The sequence below is a fragment of the Olsenella sp. oral taxon 809 str. F0356 genome (genome assembly GCF_000233535.1).
GTDB lineage: Bacteria > Actinomycetota > Coriobacteriia > Coriobacteriales > Atopobiaceae > Olsenella_I > Olsenella_I phocaeensis.
The window spans coordinates 1,621,942-1,638,644 of the sequence record NZ_JH376563.1; the positions used below are offsets into that span (position 1 = coordinate 1,621,942).

19 protein-coding genes are annotated in these 16,703 nt (G+C 66.9%); 17 read left to right on the forward strand and 2 right to left on the reverse strand.

Annotated elements, in window-relative coordinates:
* Window positions 1-68: 68 nt before the first annotated feature.
* The 6 genes from yedF (at window position 69) to brnQ (ending at window position 5,726) form a co-directional block, all read left to right on the forward strand.
* On the forward strand, window positions 69-695 hold the full coding sequence (gene yedF, locus HMPREF1008_RS07330) for a sulfurtransferase-like selenium metabolism protein YedF (protein ID WP_009279226.1): 627 nt from the start codon (window positions 69-71) through the stop codon (window positions 693-695).
* 76 nt (window positions 696-771) lie between these two features.
* Window positions 772-1,908: an aminotransferase class V-fold PLP-dependent enzyme gene (locus HMPREF1008_RS07335; protein WP_009279227.1), complete on the forward strand. Its 1,137-nt coding sequence runs from the start codon at window positions 772-774 to the stop codon at window positions 1,906-1,908.
* A gap of 195 nt (window positions 1,909-2,103) precedes the next feature.
* Entirely contained in the window at window positions 2,104-2,484 is a 381-nt protein-coding gene (locus HMPREF1008_RS07340; protein ID WP_009279228.1) for a GntR family transcriptional regulator, read from the forward strand.
* Window positions 2,484-3,458, forward strand: a complete 975-nt coding sequence (locus HMPREF1008_RS07345) for an ABC transporter ATP-binding protein (protein WP_009279229.1) — start codon at window positions 2,484-2,486, stop codon at window positions 3,456-3,458. The genes HMPREF1008_RS07340 and HMPREF1008_RS07345 overlap by 1 nt, the downstream gene beginning before the upstream one ends.
* Entirely contained in the window at window positions 3,458-4,162 is a 705-nt protein-coding gene (locus HMPREF1008_RS07350; protein ID WP_009279230.1) for an ABC-2 transporter permease, read from the forward strand. The genes HMPREF1008_RS07345 and HMPREF1008_RS07350 overlap by 1 nt, the downstream gene beginning before the upstream one ends.
* A 220-nt stretch (window positions 4,163-4,382) precedes the next feature.
* A complete protein-coding gene (gene brnQ, locus HMPREF1008_RS07355) occupies window positions 4,383-5,726 on the forward strand; it encodes a branched-chain amino acid transport system II carrier protein (protein ID WP_009279231.1) in 1,344 nt (447 codons plus the stop codon).
* Between the two features lie 648 nt (window positions 5,727-6,374).
* Here the strand turns inward: brnQ and HMPREF1008_RS09975 are convergent.
* A complete protein-coding gene (locus HMPREF1008_RS09975) occupies window positions 6,375-7,427 on the reverse strand; it encodes an HNH endonuclease (RefSeq protein WP_009279232.1) in 1,053 nt (350 codons plus the stop codon).
* 173 nt (window positions 7,428-7,600) lie between these two features.
* Here HMPREF1008_RS09975 and HMPREF1008_RS07365 point away from each other — a divergent pair, with 173 nt between their 5' ends.
* On the forward strand, window positions 7,601-7,963 hold the full coding sequence (locus HMPREF1008_RS07365; protein WP_009279233.1) for a DUF488 domain-containing protein: 363 nt from the start codon (window positions 7,601-7,603) through the stop codon (window positions 7,961-7,963).
* Window positions 7,964-8,063: 100 nt separating this feature from the next.
* Here HMPREF1008_RS07365 and HMPREF1008_RS07370 read toward each other — a convergent pair whose 3' ends face one another.
* Window positions 8,064-8,732, reverse strand: coding sequence for a hemolysin III family protein (locus HMPREF1008_RS07370; protein WP_009279234.1), 669 nt, complete (start codon window positions 8,730-8,732; stop codon window positions 8,064-8,066).
* Window positions 8,733-8,865: 133 nt separating this feature from the next.
* Here HMPREF1008_RS07370 and HMPREF1008_RS10475 point away from each other — a divergent pair, with 133 nt between their 5' ends.
* From HMPREF1008_RS10475 to HMPREF1008_RS07420, 10 genes are all read left to right on the forward strand, one after another.
* The gene (locus HMPREF1008_RS10475) at window positions 8,866-9,060 is read left to right on the forward strand and encodes a hypothetical protein (RefSeq protein ID WP_009279235.1); all 195 of its coding nucleotides are present in this window, start codon (window positions 8,866-8,868) and stop codon (window positions 9,058-9,060) included.
* A gap of 2 nt (window positions 9,061-9,062) precedes the next feature.
* Window positions 9,063-9,776, forward strand: coding sequence for a 4'-phosphopantetheinyl transferase superfamily protein (locus tag HMPREF1008_RS10480; RefSeq protein WP_009279236.1), 714 nt, complete (start codon window positions 9,063-9,065; stop codon window positions 9,774-9,776).
* Between the two features lie 51 nt (window positions 9,777-9,827).
* On the forward strand, window positions 9,828-10,904 hold the full coding sequence (locus HMPREF1008_RS07385; RefSeq protein WP_009279237.1) for a tartrate dehydrogenase: 1,077 nt from the start codon (window positions 9,828-9,830) through the stop codon (window positions 10,902-10,904).
* Between the two features lie 77 nt (window positions 10,905-10,981).
* Window positions 10,982-11,722 (forward strand): CDP-alcohol phosphatidyltransferase family protein, encoded by a 741-nt coding sequence (locus HMPREF1008_RS07390; protein ID WP_009279238.1) that lies wholly within the window; start codon window positions 10,982-10,984, stop codon window positions 11,720-11,722.
* A complete protein-coding gene (locus HMPREF1008_RS07395; protein WP_009279239.1) occupies window positions 11,719-12,906 on the forward strand; it encodes a D-alanyl-D-alanine carboxypeptidase family protein in 1,188 nt (395 codons plus the stop codon). The genes HMPREF1008_RS07390 and HMPREF1008_RS07395 overlap by 4 nt, the downstream gene beginning before the upstream one ends.
* Window positions 12,907-12,921: 15 nt before the next feature.
* Window positions 12,922-13,758, forward strand: a complete 837-nt coding sequence (locus tag HMPREF1008_RS07400) for an aminomethyltransferase family protein (RefSeq protein WP_009279240.1) — start codon at window positions 12,922-12,924, stop codon at window positions 13,756-13,758.
* A 55-nt stretch (window positions 13,759-13,813) separates the two neighbouring features.
* On the forward strand, window positions 13,814-15,046 hold the full coding sequence (locus HMPREF1008_RS07405) for a MalY/PatB family protein (protein ID WP_009279241.1): 1,233 nt from the start codon (window positions 13,814-13,816) through the stop codon (window positions 15,044-15,046).
* Window positions 15,043-15,423, forward strand: coding sequence for a Rid family detoxifying hydrolase (locus HMPREF1008_RS07410; protein ID WP_009279242.1), 381 nt, complete (start codon window positions 15,043-15,045; stop codon window positions 15,421-15,423). The genes HMPREF1008_RS07405 and HMPREF1008_RS07410 overlap by 4 nt, the downstream gene beginning before the upstream one ends.
* Before the next feature lie 55 nt (window positions 15,424-15,478).
* Window positions 15,479-15,910: an FHA domain-containing protein gene (locus HMPREF1008_RS07415; RefSeq protein ID WP_009279243.1), complete on the forward strand. Its 432-nt coding sequence runs from the start codon at window positions 15,479-15,481 to the stop codon at window positions 15,908-15,910.
* 3 nt (window positions 15,911-15,913) lie between these two features.
* Window positions 15,914-16,663, forward strand: a complete 750-nt coding sequence (locus HMPREF1008_RS07420; RefSeq protein ID WP_009279244.1) for a MerR family transcriptional regulator — start codon at window positions 15,914-15,916, stop codon at window positions 16,661-16,663.
* Window positions 16,664-16,703: the final 40 nt, after the last annotated feature.

Genomic DNA, 16,703 nt, shown 5'->3' on the forward strand with positions numbered 1-16,703 from the left:
AGCGAGCTAGTGGGCAAGCTGTCTTTCGCAAGACGCTGGGACTCTGGTCCCAAGAAGGGAAGCATCACATGAGCAATGAAATCATCGACGTCAACGCCATCGGCGACGCCTGCCCCATCCCCGTGGTCAAGACCATGAAGGCCGTGGCCGCCGCTGCTGAGGGCTCGACCGTCGTCACCTCCGTGGACAACCCCACGGCCGTCAAGAACCTCCAGAAGTTCGCGGGCGAGAAGGGCCTCGCGTCCTCGGTCGAGGACAAGGGCGACGGCAGCTGGCAGGTGAGCATCCAGGTTGGCGCGGGAGCCGCCGAGGCCGCCAAGGAGACCGACCCCGCGGACTACGCCTGCTGCGCGCCCGGCAACGGCGTGGTCGTGGCCATCACGGCCGACCACATGGGCGAGGGCTCCGACGAGCTGGGCCGCACCCTCATGAAGGGCTTCATCTACGCCCTCACCCAGCAGGAGGTCCTCCCCAAGTGCGTCCTGTTCTACAACGGCGGCGTCAAGCTCACCACCGAGGGCTCCGACTCCATCGAGGACATCAAGGCCCTCGTGGATGCCGGCGTCGAGGTCCTGAGCTGCGGCACCTGCCTCAACTTCTATGGCATCGCCGAGAAGCTCCAGGTGGGCGACGTCACCAACATGTACGTCATCGCCCAGCGCCAGATGGAGGCCTCGCACGTGGTCAGGCCCTAGCCAGGCGCGCAACGAGCAGTCGTCGCCCCGCTCGCGGTCCATCCGGGGGTGGGGCGACCCACATGAGGGGAGGACCATGATCTACCTGGACAACGCCGCCACCACCATGCGCAAGCCCCAGGTCGTTGTCGATGCCGTGGTCGCGGCCCTTCAGGACATGGGCAACGCCTCGCGCGGGACGAGCGAGGCCTCGCTCGCCGCCACGCGCGCCGATTACGTTGCCCGCGAGCGCCTGGCCAGGCTCTTCGGCTGTCCCCGCGCGGACCACGTCGCCTTCTGCTCAAACTCCACCGAGGCCCTCAACGTCGCGCTCATGGGGCTGGTGCGCCCGGGCGACCACGTGGTGAGCACCGACCTCGAGCATAACTCGGTCCTGAGGCCGCTCTACCGCCTGCGCGACGAGCGCGGCGTGCGCCTGGACTTCGCCGGGGCGGACGGGGAGGGAAGGCTCGACTACGACGCGCTCGAGCGTCTGGTGGTCGAAGGCACCCGACTCGTCGCCGTGACGCACGGCTCCAACGTCACGGGCAACATGGTGGACGTCAGGCGCGTGGCCGACGTGGCCCATGCCCACGGTGCCCTGGTGGTCCTCGACGCATCCCAGACCGCGGGCGCTCACGACGTCGACATGGGCAGGCTCGGCGCCGACGTGGTCTGCTTCACCGGGCACAAGGGGCTCATGGGTCCCCAGGGCACGGGCGGCCTCTGCCTTGCGGAGGGCGTCGATGTCGCCCCGCTCAAGGTGGGCGGGACGGGCGTCAAGTCCTTCCTCGAGTCGCAGCCCGACGAGTACCCCACCCGCCTGGAGGCCGGTACGCTCAACAACCACGGCATCGCGGGCCTCTCTGCCGCCCTGGGATGGCTGGAGGAGATTGGCGTGGAGGTCGTCCGCACGCGCGAGGACCTGCTGATGCGCCGCTTCTGGGAGGGCGTCCGCTCCGTGGACGGCGTCCGCGTCTACGGGGACTTCGACCAGGCGGAGCGCTGTGCCATCGTCGCCCTCAACGTCCGCGACCACAGCTCCTCCGCCGTCTCGGACGAGCTCTCGCAGCGCTGGGGCATCGCCACCAGGCCGGGAGCGCACTGTGCCCCGCGCATGCACCGCGCCCTGGGCACCATCGAGCAGGGCGTGGTCCGCTTCAGCTTCTCGTACTTCAACACGGAGGACGAGGTGGACGTGGCCATCGCCGCCGTGAGGGAGCTTGCTGCGTAGGTTCTGGCGCCCCTCTCACTTGGTCGTACACAACTCGCCCCAGGTGACAGAAAGTCGTCATCTGTGGCGAGTTGTGTACGGGTTGCACCCCGCATGGGTCCGCTGGCGAGAGGACCTTCTCCAAAATCGCCCTTGACTTTCTCTGCTCATACTGTATATGTTATGTATATACAGTATGAGCAGAGAGGAGACGGGATGGAGGTCGTGCTCTCCAACTCCTCGGGGACACCCATCTACGAGCAGATAGCCACGCAGGTCAGGTCCCAGATCGTCCAGGGCTCGCTCGAGCCGGGGGAGGCCCTGCCCTCCATACGCAGCCTGGCCACCAGCCTCAGGATCAGCGCCATCACGACCAAGCGAGCCTACGCGGAGCTGGAGGCCCAGGGCCTCGTGGAGACCGTGCCCGGTAAGGGGTGCTTCGTCGCGGGCGTGGATCCCGAGCTGCTGCGCGAGGAGCGCCTGAGGTCCGTCGAGGAGGCGCTTGCCCTCGCCGCCGCACGGGCGCGCGAGGCGGGAATCGGGTCGGACGAGCTGCACGAGATGCTCGACCTCGTGCTGGAGGAGGGTGGTCGCTGATGTCTGGACACATGGGACGCAAGCTGGCGCTGGGCACCCTGGACCTGGGCGGGGAGCCCTCGGACCTCAGGGTGAGGGGGCTCCGCAAGTCCTACGAGGGCTTCGAGCTGAGGGGCATCGACCTCGACCTGCCCCGCGGGTCGGTGATGGGCCTGGTGGGGCAGAACGGCGCGGGCAAGACCACCATCATGCGCGCGATTACGGGGAGCCTCGTCCCCGATGCGGGCGAGGTGGAGCTCTTCGGGCACCCCGTTTCGCAGATGGGTTCCGGCGTGCTTCGCGAGGCGAAGGGTGCAATCGGCTTCGTGAGCTCAACCTGCCCCTATCCGGGCGAGCTCAGCGTGGCACAGGTGGCGACCATGCACGCCCTCGCCTACGAGCGCTTCGACTGGAGGCTCTTCCAGGAGCTGTCCGAGCGCATGGGGCTCCTGCCGCACGACGAGTGCCCGCACCGCTCACACGCGGCCCGCAAGCGCGTGCGCGAGCTCTCGCGCGGCATGGGCATGAAGCTGCAGCTGGCCTGCGCCCTCGCCACGGGGGCGCGCGTCCTCGTCCTGGACGAGCCGACGGCGGGGCTCGATCCCATCGTGCGCGAGGAGGTACTGGGCATCCTGCGCGAGTGGATGGAGGCGGGAGACCGCTCCGCCTTGATCTCGAGCCACATCACGAGCGACCTCGAGCACGTCGCCGACTACCTCCTCATGGTGGACGACGGAAGGGTCGTGTTCCAGTGCGAGAGGGACCTCGTGAACGACGTGATGGGAATCGCCCGCCTGAGGGAGGCGGAGCTGGAGCGCGTGCGCGCGGACGGTCTCCTCAAGGGCGCCGGCGCCCGCGTGCTGAGGCGCGACCTGTCCTATGACCTGCTGGTTCCCGACCGCGCGGAGTTCCTGCGCGCCTACCCGCTGCTCGCCTGCGACGCGGCGGATATCGACGAGCTCATGCTGCTCGTCGTCAGGGGGGAGGAGTTCTGATGGCATCCCTGCTGTACGTGGATTTCTGCCTCATGGCGCGGAGGCTTCGCCAGATGCTGTGGGTGACGGCGGTGGTCGTCTTCGTCCCGTTCCTGATCAGCTACGTCTCGGGCAGGGAGACGTCAATCTCTCTCGACCAGATCGTCGCCTTCCCCATCATCGCGCTCTGCATCGCGATGTACTTTGCCCTCGGCTGGGCCTTCGGCGCCGACGAGGCGAGCGGCTGGGAGCAGGGCAGGCTGGCGCTCCCCGTCACGAGGCGGGACGTCGTGCGCTCGCGCTACCTCTTCCTGCCCCTCTTCGGCCTGGTCGTGCTGCTCTTCGTCGCCCTTCTGGCACTGCTCTGTGCCAGACTGCTCCCCCTGCTCATGCCGCAGGTCTCGGGAGAGCTCGGCCTCGGGAGCCTCCTCGGCTTCCTGCTGCTTGCATACCTGGTGCTGCACCTGCTCTTCAGCCTGCAGCTGCCCTTCCTCTTCGCCTGGGGGACTGCCAGGGCGAGGGCGATTGTCGTCCTGCCCTGCCTGGTTCCCTCACTCATGGCCTTGCTTCCGAATGAGACGCTGCAGGGCATGGGAGCGGGGCTGACGGGGGTCGTCGGCGCGCTCGGATGGTGGCTCGCCCCCATCGGCGTCCTTGCATGCGTCGTGGTCTACCTGCTCTCCATGCAGATTTCCTGCAGGCTCTACCAGGGGAGGGAGCTGTAGGGGAGGGGCTTGGACGGGCCGGCTGGGATAACCTCCCAAGGCCGCGCTCGAATGTCCTCGCAACGGTTCCCTTAGCAAGCGAGCGGGCCTGCCGGAAAGCCGGCAGGCCCGCTCGTGCTGTTGGTTCTTCGAAGCCGCGTAGCGTTTCGGAATGGCTACAAGAGGCACCGCCTACGCGCGCACATGATACCTTTTCAAAAACAAATTGAAAGGATTCGGCATGGCAAAGAGGACCCACCTAGCATCTGGAAGCGATTCGGACGCTCTGGGGGCCCGCGACGGCCTGGTCGTGGGGGTAACGCTCTTCTCGATGTTCTTCGGCGCGGGCAACCTCATCCTGGCACCGCTGCTGGGCCTGCGAGCTGGCGTCCAGACCCCCGAGGCGCTCCTGGGCTTCATCGTCTCGGCCGTGGGGCTGCCCGTCCTCACCATCGCCGCCATCGCGCTCTCGGGCACCGTGGGCAAGCTGGGGGATCGCATCCACCCCGTCTTCTCCAAGGTCTTCGCGGCGGCGGCCTACCTGGCCATCGGGCCCTTCCTGGCCATCCCTCGCACGGCTACGACCTCGTTCGAGATGGTGAGGCCGCTGCTCCCGGAGGACGTGTCTCCCGCCGCGGCGCTCGTCGCCTTCTCGCTCGTCTTCTTCGTCGTGGCGTACTTCCTCGCCATGCACCCCAACCGCCTTACCGAGCTCATGGGCAAGATATCCGGCCCCACGCTCATCGTGCTCGTGGTGCTGCTCGTGGCGTCCACCCTCGTGTCGCCTCCGGGCATCCCCGCCACCGTCGCCAGCGCACCCTACGACGAGGCCGCGGGCGTCGCCGGCTTCGTCTATGGCTACCAGACCATGGACGTGCTCGCCGCCCTTGCCTTCGGCTACGTCATCGCCATGAACGTGAGGGAACTCGGCGTCCAGAGTCCCGCGGGCATCGCTCGACAGGTGGTGCGCTCGGGCGTCATTGCGGGCGTTTGCATGGCCGCGATCTACTGCGGCTTCGGCTACCTCGGAGCGGTCATGGGCTCCGCGCTTCCCAATGCGGCAAACGGCGCCGAGGTCATAGCCGGCGCGGCGGCCATCGAGTTCGGGTCGGCGGGGAGCGTGCTCGTGGCGGCGATCTTCCTCGTTGCCTGCCTCAATGTGTGCATCGGGCTCATCTGCTCCATCAGCGAGTACTTCTCGGTCGAGTATGAGCTCATGCCCTACGAGCGCTGGGCGCTGGTCATCGCCGTGCTCTCTTGCCTGCTCGCGAATGTGGGGCTCACTACCATCCTGGAGTACTCGGTGCCCCTGCTCTCTGCCCTGTACCCCATCGCCATCGTGCTCATGGTCATGGGCCTTGCCCAGCGGGGGAGCGGTGAGGGGGGTAGGCTGGCATGGAGGCTCTGCGTCGCCTTCTGCGGCGTGGATAGTGTCATCGTGGCGCTGCGTGACGGCTTCGCGAAGGGCTTGGCGCTTCCGCTCGACCTCCTGCCCCTGGCCGGTCTGGGGATGGGATGGATACTGCCGGCGATTTTGGGCTTCGTTGTCGGCCTCCTCGCAGAGCGCCTGTTCCGCCGCGCCTAGGCTCACGGGGCTCGTGGACGGGATTTGCGTTTGTGTCGACTTTGAACCCCTGTAGGTTCTTTGTCTGGACGGAAAACGCGTTTGTGTAAAGAAAAAGTTGTGTTGTAGTCGCTAGGATCGCTGCATAACCTACACAAACGCGTTTTCCGTCCATTTTTGGTCTGAATTCATCTCCGAATCCAGCACTATCGAACTTTTCGTCCACGCCGTTCGGCGGATTGGGGATCTGACGATCTCAGCCTTCTCTGAAATGATTCCTCAGTGGAGGAGGACGCTATGAACTACCACAAGAGTCAAAGTCCCTTTCTCCTGTTCCCATCGCCAGAGGCGAGGAAGCGGGAGTTTGAGTGGGCCGAAGCGCATGGCTTTGCCATAGCTGTCGGGATGTCGTCAGAGTGAACCCAGAGGCGGAATTCCATGGTTGCTTCGACAGCGAATTGGTTGCCTACATCAAAACACGGTTCAAGGGCTGCGAACTCGCAATAACTGCCTGGTATAAAAATTTTGTCTGGACGGGACGCATCGACTACTCAGGCGCTTGCTTCGCCTTTGGGATAGATGCTGACCTTTTCCTCCCGAGTCTGGCCATGAGCTTGTTAGGAAGCGTGTTAGAAGACAGGGATGTCGACTGGTGGCTGGGCGAATGCGCTAGGCTGCATGCCTCCATGCCGCAATGAACTGCTCGTAGTGCCTGCCGAGCAGTTCGTCAGAAGGTCGGAGGTCCGTGTCCTTGGGCACTGCAATAGGCGTCCCGGCATACCTTTCGTATATTGAGCCCTTGATCGATTCCGCAAGACGTAGCACATGGGTCTCGGGCTCGATGGCAACGAGGTTCGCGTCGTACAGCAGGTGTATGTCTGCCCGAAGTAGGATTCCGTTCTGGACAATCTGGGAGCGACGTCCCCTATAAGGATCAATATGGGCAGCTTGCAGAGCATCCACGACGTTCGTGTCCGAGACCGCGCAGGTGCCTTCGTAGGCTGCCATGAGGTCCTGCCTAAACTTGGACTGTCTTTCCCTCTGAAGGGTCCTTACGTAACGCCTGGCCTCGGGGCTCCTCTCGTCGTTTATGTCCGAGACCCCAAGGTTCTTGGCACGCCTGGCCTGCTCATCGGTCAGTGAGTCAGTGGGGAACTCGAGGAAGGATCCCCTAAGTTCGGTCATTTCGTTCACGGGACCATGCAGTGTGAAGGTTCCGGTCTCAGCGTTGTACTGCTCGACGAAAGCAAGGCCCAGCACGTTGTAGCCACCGTGCCTCTTGTCCCTCACCATGACGCCGACGGGGACTCCGTCCTCGAGGTTGCGCATCAGGTACTCGTTTGACCTGTCTGTGTTCCGCTTGCCTTCCGACGTCGCATGCTCTTGGTAGTCAAGAGTCCAGGTTCCATCCTCTGGCCTAAGGATCACGTCCTTGTCCGCATAGTATCGCTGTCCCTCCGAGTGGACTGAAAGCGCGTACGTGGGCCTTCCGGCCCCCTTCGAAGGGAGCTGCTCGTAGCTCGGATGGTGGATGCCCCTCTGGGAGGCCAGCTTTACCGTCACGTCCTCCGGAGCGTCGCTTCCCATGGGCAGACGTGGAATCGACTTGCCCTCATGTCTCTGAAACCAGTCATAGGCAGCGGCAAACTCGGGAGGTGTGACGGAAAGTGCCCGTTTGAGCGAAAGGATGTTGATCGTGCATTCGATGATGATGTCAGACACGATCCGCCTCCTTACAGCTCAGGTGCACTGAGGTCATGGTACAGCCATTACTCTCCTGCAACACAGCCCCTCGGTGATTGGTACATCACTGCCAAGTTGGACTGCCCTCCAAGTGCATATCACGCTCGCATATGGGAACAACTAACCCTGTAGCCAACCAGGGAGGCAGCGCCATGGCGCAGGTCAAGATCAAGCGCGTGTACGAGGACGCAAGCGACGAGGACGGCTTCAGGGTTCTGGTCGACCGCCTCTGGCCGCGCGGCATGAGCAAGGAACGCCTGCACCCCGACCTCTGGGCCAAGGGACTCGCACCCTCCAACGAGGCGCGCAAGGAGTTCGCTCACAAGGCGGAGAACTTCCAGAGCTTCCGCGCCCGCTACCTCATGGAGCTCGACCAGAGCGACGAGGCCTCGAGCCTGGCGGCGGAACTTCTCTCGCATGACGTCGTCACGCTGCTCTATGCCGCCAAGGACCCCCAGGTGAACCATGCCGTGATACTGAGGGACTGGTTGCTTTCCCAGGCGCGGGCGTCATAGGCGCCTCCCACCGTAGCCATACGCAAGGCTTGCCCGTGGACCGCTGCGGGCAGGAGCAAGCAAAACGGGACGCGCGAACCCCGCTCCGCTGCCCGCGCGCCTACAGCACGAAGAGCATGACGGAGAGCGCCATGCACGCGGCGCCCGCCAGGACGAAGAGGTGCCAGACGAAGTGCAGGTAGGGCACGCCCTTCGCCACGTAGAAGCCCGTGCCCAGCGTGTAGCAGACGCCTCCGGCCACCAGCAGCGCGAAGCCCGGCGTGGGCAGCAGCGCCATGAGCTGGGGGAGCCTGAAGACCACGAGCCAGCCCATGGCCAGGTACACCAGGGCGGACATCCACTTGGGCTGCCTCTCCTTGAGGAAGCACTCCGCCACGATTCCCAGGATCGCCACGCCCCACACCACCGAGAAGAGCACCAGCCCTCCCTCGTCGCGGAGTGTCACCAGCGCGTATGGCGCGTAGCTGCCGGCGATGAGCACGTAGATGGCCGCATGGTCCATGATGCGGAAGACGCGCTTGGCCTTCTCGGGTGTGAGCGCGTGGTAGAGGGTGGAGAAGAGGAACTCCAGGAAGAGCGAGATCCCGAAGACTATCGCTGCGGCGAGGCGGGGGCCGCCCCCGTGGCGCACGGCCACCACTATCATGATGACCAGGGCGGCGATGGAGAGCAGCGCTCCCACCCCGTGCGAGATCGAGTTGGCGACCTCCTCGCCCAGGCTGTACTGGCGCGCCACGCCCCGCGCGCCCTGCCTTGTGTTCTTTGCCATGTTCCGACCTCCCATGCCTCGATCGATCTCTGGGTCCCTGCCACTAGGATGCGCCCACCCGGAGGAGTTTGTCCTCTATTACACCCAGTTGATACAATCTGTTGGTCAGAAAGACGCAAGAAGGGCCCTCGTCTTGTCCACTCCAACGCTCGCTGCAGGCTTCGCCATCCTCGTCGCCTCCGCCCTGCTCGCGATGGTCGCGCCCGAGCTCCCCTGGAACGACCTCCCGGGGTGGATGGAGCCGCGCTACCTCCTCCTCGAGCTCGCGCGCGCCCTCCGAGACCTGGCCCAGATCCAGTACCGCCACCTTGTGGAGAAGGTGCAGTAGCCATGTGCCAGGGGAGAGAGGCGCTCGCATCCGACGCCCGGGTGACCTGCCACCTGCTGGACCTCGAGGGCCTCTGCGCCCTGGGGGAGCCCGCCGAGCTCGCGGTCGCGCTCGAGGGGCGTGCCATGCCGCGCTACCTGGACGTGGCGCGTCGCGCCAAACATCCCGGCGTGAGGGCGGAGGCACTGGGCACGGGGCTCATCCTGGCGGGCTGCCTGGGGCTTCGTCGCGACGCGGACCTCGACGTCGGGCCCCAGGGCAAGCCGGAGCCCTCCTCGGGCGCGTGGCACCTGGGCATATCGCACACGCATAGGCTCGCGGCGGCATGCTCCTCTCCCGCGGTCGTGGGCCTGGATGTGGCGGAGCTGCCAGACGAGGTGGACCGCCTCATGGTCATGACCCTGGGGCGAGCGGGACAGAGGCTCGCCCCAGGGCTCGCGGACGACCCGACAAGGGTCACGCCCGAGGCGTTCGCTCGCCTCTGGACGAGAATCGAGGCGACGCTCAAGGCTGAGGGGACGGGCTTCGCCGCCGACCTCAGGGACCACCAGGACTGGTTCGGGCGCTGGGGCTTCTGCTGGGCGACCGGGCTGGGGCACGTCGTCTGCGCGGCCACGAGGGAGGGGCTCCCCCTCGAGCTCAGGGTCCACGAGCCGCGCGAGCTCTTGGGGGCGGTCCTTGGATCGGTTAACCGGGGGGAAACCTGTCTGCCCTAGGATGCTGCGCCAGCAAGCATACCCCTTTGTCTTTTGGCCGCAGGAGGAGACATGGCAGAGAAGCAGGTCCACCGCATCGCCCTCATTCCCGGTGACGGCATCGGTCCCGAGGTCGTCGCGGAGGCGGAGGGGCTGCTGCGGTCCATCGCCGCGGCAGACGGCGGCTTCGGCTTCGACTTCACGAGCTTCCCCTGGGGCTGCGAGTACTACCTCAGGGAGGGGCGGATGATGCCGGAGGACGGCATCGACCAGCTCAGGGGCTTCGACGCCATCCTCCTGGGCGCCGTGGGCTTCCCCGGCGTGCCCGACCACGTGTCGCTGCGGGACCTCCTGCTCAGGATCCGTCACGACTTCGACGAGTACGTCAACGTGCGCCCCGTGCGCCTGCTCAGGGGGGCGCCCTGTCCCCTCAAGGGCGTCGAGCCCGGGCAGATCGACATGACCTTCATACGCGAGAACAGCGAGGGCGAGTACACGGGGTCGGGATCCTGGCTGTATCCGGACACGCCGCGCGAGGTCGTGATCCAGGACGGGGTCTTCTCCCGCCATGGCACCGAGCGCATCATGCGCTACGCCTTCGAGCTCGCGCGTCGCGAGCACAAGAGCCTCACGAGCATAAGCAAGGGCAACGCCCTCAACTACTCCATGGTGTTCTGGGACCAGGTCTTCGACGAGCTCTCGGCCGAGTACCCGGAGGTGGAGACCCACAGCTACCTGGTGGACGCCGCGGCCATGCTCATGGTGAGGGACCCCGGCCGCTTCCAGGTCGTGGTCGCGTCCAACCTCTTCGGCGACATCCTGACCGACCTCGGGGCTGCCATCAGCGGCGGCATGGGGCTTGCCGCCGGTGCCAACCTCAACCCCGAGCGCGAGTTCCCCTCGATGTTCGAGCCCATCCACGGCTCCGCGCCCGACATCGCGGGCAAGGGCATCGCGAACCCCCTCGCCACGATCTGGTCCGCGGCGCAGATGCTCGAGCACCTGGGGCAGGGGGAGTGGGCGGCTCGCGTCGTGGATGCAATCGAGCGCGTGCTGCAGGCGGGCGACGACCTCACGCCCGACCTGGGCGGGAGCGCCTCCACGAGCGAGCTTGGGGAGCGTGTGGTGCGGGAGCTGCTGGACGTCTAGCCGTTGCGCCCATGGGGTAGTATTGAGTGCGTTCAACGCGATTCCGGGTGCGACCCCGGGGCATCGGAGGCACTCGGTTGGGACAGACCAAGGACAAGATCGAGACCCGCGTGAAGAGCCAGGCGGACCACGACGCCGCCATGGCACAGGCCCATGGCACCGCCACCGCTCCCGTGGGCAGCCCCCAGAACCCGTCCAACGCGATCCTCACCGTGGCAAACGTGATCACTGCCTGCCGCTTCGTGCTCACCATCGTCTTCCTGTCGATGTTCGTCTCCGACATGAACCGCTACGTGGCCCTGGCCTTCTACGCCGTGGCCGCGGTGACGGACTTCCTGGACGGGCAGGTGGCGCGCCGAACCCAGACCGTCAGCTGGGTGGGCAAGATCATGGACCCCATCATGGACCGCGTCCTGCTCTTCACGGGCGTCCTGGGACTCATCATCACGGGCGAGCTGCCCGTGTGGGTGGCCTGCTTCGTTATCGGGCGTGACGTCTACCTCTTCTTGGGAGGCCTGCGCCTGCAGCGCTACCGTCGCCGTCCCGTGGACGTGGTCTTCGTGGGCAAGGCCGCCACGGCCCTCCTCATGTTCGGCTTCTGCGACCTCCTGCTGGGGCTCCCCGTTGTCCGCGGCCTCGGCATGACGAGCCTCCCCTGGCTTCCCGGCCTCAACCACGACCCTGCCTGCTTGGGCATCTTCTTCGTGTACGCGGGGCTCCTCTGCTCGCTCCTCGCCGTGCTGGAGTACACCAGGGCCGGCTTCGCCATCAGGCGAGACGTGCTTGCGTCCAGGGCGGAGGGCGGCGAGGCCCGATGAGGGAGGCTCATGCCCGCGTCGGGTTGCCGGGCCGTGCGCGCCCGAGGTCCCTGGCGCCTCTCGCCTGCGTCCTTGCCCTGGTCGCCTGCCTGGCGCTGCCCGCTCGGGCGCTTGCCGTCGAGCCGCCGGCCCTCAGCGAGGCGAAGAGCTACGAGGTGATGGACCAGGACGGCAACGTCCTCTTCGAGCGGGACGCGCACGAGCACATGGCCATGGCGTCGATCACCAAAATCATGACCGCCATGGTGGCGTTGGACTCGGGCCGTCAGCTCGACGACGTCTGTGACGTCCACGAGGGCAGCTACGTCGAGGACGCCCAGCTCACCGGCTGGAGGCAGGGTGACACGCCCACGCTGCGCGACCTGATGATGACCATGCTCGTCTATTCCGGCAACGACTCGGCGGATGACGTGGCCATCAACGTCGCGGGCAGCACGGACGCCTTCGTGGGGCTCATGAACCAGAAGGCCGCCGAGCTGGGCATGGGGGACACGCACTTCGCCAACCCGCACGGGCTCGAGCAGGACGGGCACTACTCCTGCGCCCACGACCTCGTGGTGATGGGCCGCTACGCGCTCGAGCACTACCCCTTCATAGCGCGGGCCGTCATGACGCGCAGCTACAGCTGCGTGGTGGCGGGCCAGGAGCGCAGCTTCGCCTCCACTGACGACCTCATGGAGAGCTACGGGGGCCTCTGCGGCATCAAGACCGGCGCCGTGGAGGCGGGGACCACCTTCCTGGGCTCGTCGCGCCGCCACGGCCTGCAGCTCTTCAGCTGCGTCCTGGGCTGCCAGACGCACGAGGGCCGCTTCACGGACACGGCCGCCCTCATGGACTGGGCCTACGACGAGTACCTGGGCCAGGTCCACCTGGCGCGCAGCAGCTGGCCCATCAGGGTGGCCGGCTGGTCCTTGGGCTTCTGGGGCAGGGTCGTGGTGACTCCCGAGTGGAGCGTGGGCGGCCGCTGCTACCGCGGCCAGGACGTCTCGTACTCCACGACGCTGAGGGGGGAGGGCGAGCTCAGCGACCTGGGTGGGGCCTTCGGCTACTCGTCCTGGACGCAGGGCGGCCGCAGCGTCGCCCTGAGCTGCCTTCGTGCCAGCGCACGCCCCCTGCGCGTCCCCGCCTTCGCACCCTTCGAACTGCCCCTCTTCTTCGACGTGACCCAACTCATGGGCGCGTAGTCTGGATGTGACCGCATGATGCGAAGCGAGCTGCATGACGAGCACCTGGTGCTGGGCGCCGACTTCCCCGAGGGGGGCGGCGTGCTCGTGGGACCCTCCTCGTACGCCGTCGAGGGCGCGGACGACCCCTTCCGCGGGGGCTGCGGGCTCTGCGACCTCTCGGGGATGTTGGTCCTTCTGGCCTCCGGCGCCCCTGCCGTCCCCTGGGCCCAGGCGGCGTTCGCGGGCGAGCGCCTTGCGGTGGGGGAGTGCTCCTTCCAGCCGGCGCTTCTGGGCGACGGCTCCCTGGCCTCGATACCCCTCCTGGGGCGCACCGGTGACGACGAGTACGCGATCTGGGACCTGAGCCCGCGCTCCCAGACCCTGAGCGCCTGGCTCTCGTTCCTGGCCAACGTGGAGCAGGGCGGCTTCAGGCCCTACGAGGGGCTGGGGACGGAGGACGTCACGGAGCGCCTTGTCCCGCTCGCGCTCTGGGGGGAGTCGGCGGAGGCCGTCCTCCGTGACTACCTGTCCGGCGAGGGCGCTCTTCCCGCGGCCGGCCGGATGGGGGAGCTCCTGTTGGACGGCAGGATCGGCTGCCTCGCCGCCCGCCTGCCACTCGACGGGGAGGACTGCTTCCTCCTCATGGTGCCCCCCGCGCTCGTGTGCAGGCTCTGGAGGAGCCTCCTCTCGTTCGGCTCCGTGACGCCGGTGGGGCATGCCCGCGTCGTCTCCCGCCTGGGGGAGCTGCTTCCCTGGTCGAGGTGGCTTTCGCAGACGGACCGCGTCGCCCCCACGGAGGGCGAGCTCGAGGGGCAGGGCCTCCTGCGCGCGTCGGGCGACTTCGTTGGTGCGCGCGGGCTTCGTTCGTAGACAATCGTTTTGGGACCCCGGGAGAGCGCCTGGGGGCACAGGAGGGAGAGCTGCCATGGGCTACGACTTCAAGACCCACATGAGCAGGGAGAACACAGGATCGGCGAAGTGGGACGCCATGTACAGGCGCAACCCCCGCGTGGGGCACGAGATCGTGCCCCTCTCCGTCGCGGACATGGAGCTGCCCAACCCGCCCGAGGTGATCGAGGCGCTGAGGTCGTACCTGGACGACGCCATCCTGGGCTACACCGACCCCACGGACGCCTTCTATGACGCCTGCATCGGCTGGCAGACGCGCCGCCACGGCTGGACGCCCGCCAAGGCCTGGCTCGTCACCTCCCCGGGCGTGGTCCCGGCGATCTACAACGCCGTGAGCTCGCTCACGGAGGAGGGCGACGGCGTCATCATCCAGCCGCCCGTGTACTACCCCTTCCGCATGGCGGTCGAGCGGACAGGGCGCACCCTCGTGACCAACCCCCTGCGCCGCGTCGAGCTCGAGGACGGCGGCCACGCCTACGAGATGGACTTCGAGGACCTCGCCCGGAAGGCGGCGGACCCCAGGAACCGCATGCTCGTGCTCTGCAGCCCGCACAACCCGGTGGGCCGCGTCTGGAGGGCAGACGAGCTCAGGCGCCTCCTTGACATCTGCGTGCAGAACGACGTCATCGTGGTGAGCGACGAGATCCACGACGACCTCGTGATGCCCGGGCACGCCCACACGACCATCATGCGCGTGGCGGAGGCGGGGGAGTACGACCACATCCTGGTCTGCACCGCCCCCTCGAAGACCTTCAACCTTGCCGGCTGCCAGGCCTCCGCGATCTACGTCCCCGACGAGGCCCTGCGCGAGCGCTTCGAGGCGGGCTTCGCCAAGGTGGCGCTCCGGGAGCTCAACGCCTTCGCCTACGTGGCCACGCAGGCGGCCTACACCCGCTGCGACGCGTGGCTCGAACAGCTCATCGAGCTCGTGTGGTCCAACTACCGGATGCTCAGGGGCTTCCTTGCCGCCTACCTGCCCGAGGTCGAGCTCTACCCGCTGGAGGGGACCTATCTCGCATGGCTCGACTTCGGCTCCTGGGGGCTCTCGAAGGAGGAGCTCGAGGCCTTCATGTGCGAGGAGGCGCTGCTCTTCCCCGACGAGGGCTCGATGTTCGGCCCCGAGGGCGACTGCTTCGAGCGCCTCAACCTCGCCTGCCCCACCGACGTGCTGGAGGCCGCCCTCGAGCGGCTCGTGCACGCCGCCCGCGAGCGCAGGCTGGGCGCCTTCTCGGGGGGAGACGAGCGATGAAGTACTCCGTCCACGCACCGGGCGTGCCCGACGCGGTCGGCCCCTACTCCCAGGGGACCACGGCGGGGCGCCTCGTCTTCGCCGCAGGACAGGTCGCTGTCGACCCCGACGACCCCACGCGCATCGTGGAAGGCGGTGCCGCCGCCGAGGCCGAGAGGATCATCGCCCTGGTGGCGTCGCTCCTCTCCGAGTGTGACTGCACCCTCTCCGACGTCGCCCAGACCACGCTCTACCTGACGGACCTGGACGACCTCCCCGCGGTCGACGAGGTGTACGGGCGCTACTTCGTGACGCCCGCCCCCGCCCGCTCCGTCGTCGAGGTCGCCCGCCTGCCCCTGGGCGCGCTCGTCGAGATGGACTGCGTCGCCTGCAGGTAGCCCAGGCGCAAGCGCTATGATGGTCTACGTACACTCCACATCGAGGGGAGCCGCCTTGACGTCCACAAACAACAGCCCCGAGATGGGCGCGACCGAGATCTTCCGCATGCCTTCCTCCGACTCCACCTCGCCCGACCTCATGGACCAGGCGAGGCCGTCGAGTCCCACGCTCTCAATCGTGAAGGGGCCCCAGACTGGTTCCGTCTTCGAGCTGAGCGAGGACGAGATTAGCATCGGCCGTGACCCCAACAGCTCCGTCTTCCTCAACGACATGACGGTGTCGCGCCGCCATGCGCGCATCGACCTCAGCGGACTCGCCTCCGGATTCGCCACCATCGAGGACCTGGGCTCGCTCAACGGCAGCTGGGTGGATGGCGCCATCGTCAACCGCGCCATGCTCAAGGACGGCTCCACGATCCAGATCGGCACCTTCCGCATGGTGTTCCACACCAACCAGAAGCCGACCAGGATCGAGACCGGGAACTAGGCCATGCCCGACGCCGGATACCTGACGATCGGCAAGGTCGTTCGCAAGCTGCAGGCGCAGTACCCCGACCTCTCCATCTCGAAGGTGCGTTACCTCGAGGACGAGGGGCTGCTCGACCCGTCGCGCACGCCCTCGGGCTACCGCCTGTACTCGCAGCATGACGTGCATCGCCTCGAGACCATCCTCTACCTCCAGAAGACCCGCTTCCTGCCCCTCTCCGTGATCAAGGAGCGGCTCGAGGGCAACGGCTCCGGGCCGATGGGGGAGCAGGACGAGGCATTGGGGCTCCCCAGCTCGCTGCGTCTTCCCAACGAGGACGAGGAGCTTGCGAAGAAGCTCCACCCCATCGACCGCATGCCCGAGGTGCTGGGCATGTCGGTGAGCTTCGTGCGCCAGCTCTCGGACGCGGGCCTCATCGCGCTCAAGAGGTCGCCGCACGGCCGCGACCTGGTGGACGGGAAGGACTTCCCGCTCATCAGGGCCTGCGACGAGCTGCGCCACTTCGGCATCGGCCCCAAGAACCTGAGGCAGTACGTCACGGCCGCCAATCGCGAGAGCGCCATGTTCGAGCAGGCGCTCATCGTGTTCGCCCGCAAGGGCGGAGGGGTCCAGATGGAACTCACCAGCGAGAGCCGCCAGCAGTTCGAGCAGGCGTTCCGCCAGATGCTGAGCCTCACCGGCAACGTGCGGGAGGCGCTCATCCGCAGGCAGGTCTCGCAGACCTTCAGCCAGATGGAGGACAGACAGGACTAGCGCGTCGCCCACCAGGACGACCAAGACGAGAGGAACAGAC